Origin of the sequence: Kitasatospora sp. MY 5-36, from assembly GCF_001182915.1 — a bacterium.
In the GTDB taxonomy this organism is placed as follows: domain Bacteria; phylum Actinomycetota; class Actinomycetes; order Streptomycetales; family Streptomycetaceae; genus Kitasatospora.
This window is the reverse complement of the sequence record NZ_LFVW01001067.1, coordinates 1-2137: the sequence shown is the minus strand read 5'-3', so window position 1 is coordinate 2137 and position 2137 is coordinate 1. Positions and strand designations below refer to the sequence as shown.

Below are 2137 nucleotides of genomic sequence, written 5' to 3'. Positions count from 1 at the left end.
GTGACCAGGGTGCCGTCCCGGGCGGTGCGGACGGTGGCCGCCGCCGTGAGGTCGCCGGTCGGGCGCGGGGCGGCCAGCACCGGGATCCGCAGCTGCGGGAGCGCGTCGCCACCGACCGGGGTGAGCAGCACCCGGCCGGAGAGCTCGCCCCGGTAGCTGCGGGCCCGGCCGCCCTGCACGGTGTCGATGGTCGGGTCGGGCGCGCGCCCCAGCTCCCCCGGCACGGCCAGGGTGACCCGTACCCGCGCGGTGCCGCCCGCCGGGACGTCCACCCGGGCCGGTGCCACCTGGTAGGAGGCGCCCGGCAGCAGGGTGGCGGCCGCGTACGAGGTGCGGTACGCCAGTGGCGCGTTCGAGGTGTTGCGCACCTCGATCTCCCGGGTCACCGCCGTCGGCCCGCCGACCTCGACCGGCCCGAAGGAGACCCCGACCCCGCCCTCCACGGCGCCCTCCCCCGCCGCGTAGGCGACGGCGGGCGTGCGGACCGCCCGGTCCACCCGGACCCTCCCGGCCCCGGTGCGCTCGGGCCCGTAGACCGGCCCGCTGTGCTCGTCGCCGAGGAAGGTGTCCTCGGTGGTGTTCATCAGCGCGGCCTTGACCTGCTCGACCGGCCAGTCCGGGTGCGCGGCGCGGACCAGCGCGGCGAGCCCGGCCACGTGCGGGGCGGCCATCGAGGTGCCGCTCTCGCGCTGGCCGCCGGTACCGCTGCCGACCAGGCTGGACCAGATGCCCTCGCCGGGGGCCGCCAGGTCGGGCTTGACCACGCCCGGCACGCCGATGCCGCGCGAGCTGAAGTCGGTCATGGTGTCGATCCGGGCCGGCTGGTCCTGGGCGACGGAGCCGTGCAGCGGGTTGCCGGGCGCGGCGAGCCGGACCGTCACCGGCCCGGCGGCCGCGGCCTGCCGCAGCCGCTCGCCGTCGGCGCGCCCCAGCAGCACGGCCGGGATCCGGTCGTCGCCGGAGATCTCGGCGAGGTGGTCGGAGTCGGCGGCGTACAGGGCGCCGATCGCGCCCGCGTCGGCGGCGTGGTCGGCGCGCGGGCCGGAGTTGCAGGCCCGGTCGGCTTCCCGGGTGTGCCAGGTGAGCAGCGCGATCCGCCCCTTCAGCCGCTGCCGGTCGGCCTCGCCGAACTCGGTGCAGCCGTCCGACTGGTCGGCGGGCAGGGCGAGTTCGCCGCTGACGTCGGCGGTGGACCAGCCCTGGTAGCGCTCGCTCCAGTGCGCCGGGACGACCCCGGCCTGGGCGGCGGGGGCGAGCACGGTGATGCCGTCCACGTCGGCGTGGCCGTGCACCGAGGCGGCGACGGTGATCGCCCGGGCGGCGGTGCCGGGGCTGCCGCCGATGCCGTACACGTCGCCGTCGTTGCCCGCCGCCGCGATCACGACGGTGCCGAGCTCGGCGAGCCGGTCGGCGGCCAGGGCGTCGGTGTCGTCGGTGCTGCCGAAGTGGCTGCCGAGCGAGAGGTTGACGACGTCCAGCCGGTCGCTCAGGTCGCCGTCGCCGTTCGGGTCGGCGGCCAGGTCGAGCGCCTCGGTGACCCGGTCGGTGGAGCCGTCGCAGCCGAACACCCGGATCGCGTACAGCTGCGCGCCCGGGGCGGTGCCGGGGCCGATCCGGAAGCCGGCCGGATCCAGCCCGGGCCCGTACGGACCGGTGTACGGGTGGCCGTCCGCGGTGACGCCGTACCCGGCCGCGGTGCCGGCCACGTGGGTGCCGTGCCCGTTGCGCACGCAGTCGATCGGGTTGTCGCCGGGGTGCGGCACCGGCTGGTAGTGCGGGGAGGCCGGGTCGGGGTCGTAGTCGTCGCCGACCAGGTCCTTGCCGCCGACCACCTTGGCGTTGGGGAACAGCGCGGGCGGCGCGGGCCTGCCGCGCTCGACCGAGCGGAACGCCTCCTCGGTGCCGGGGCCGCCGAAGTCGGCGTGGGTGTAGTCGATGCCGCTGTCGATGATCCCGATCCGGGTGCCCCGGCCGGTGCCGGCCGCCTGGTCGCCGGCCCAGACCTGCGGGGCGCCGGTCAGCGGGACGGAGTGGGCGTTGTCGCGCCGTTTGGCGACGATCGGGTGGACGGCCCGGACGCCCGGCAGCGCCCGCAGCGCGGGCAGCCGGTCGGCGGGCGCGCTGACCGCGAGGCCGG

The 2137-nt window shown here is 77.9% G+C and carries 1 protein-coding gene; it reads right to left on the bottom strand.

From position 1 onward, the window contains the following. A partial coding sequence (locus AE652_RS40120) for a S8 family serine peptidase (protein WP_049660657.1) occupies positions 1-2137 on the bottom strand: 2137 nt, incomplete at both ends.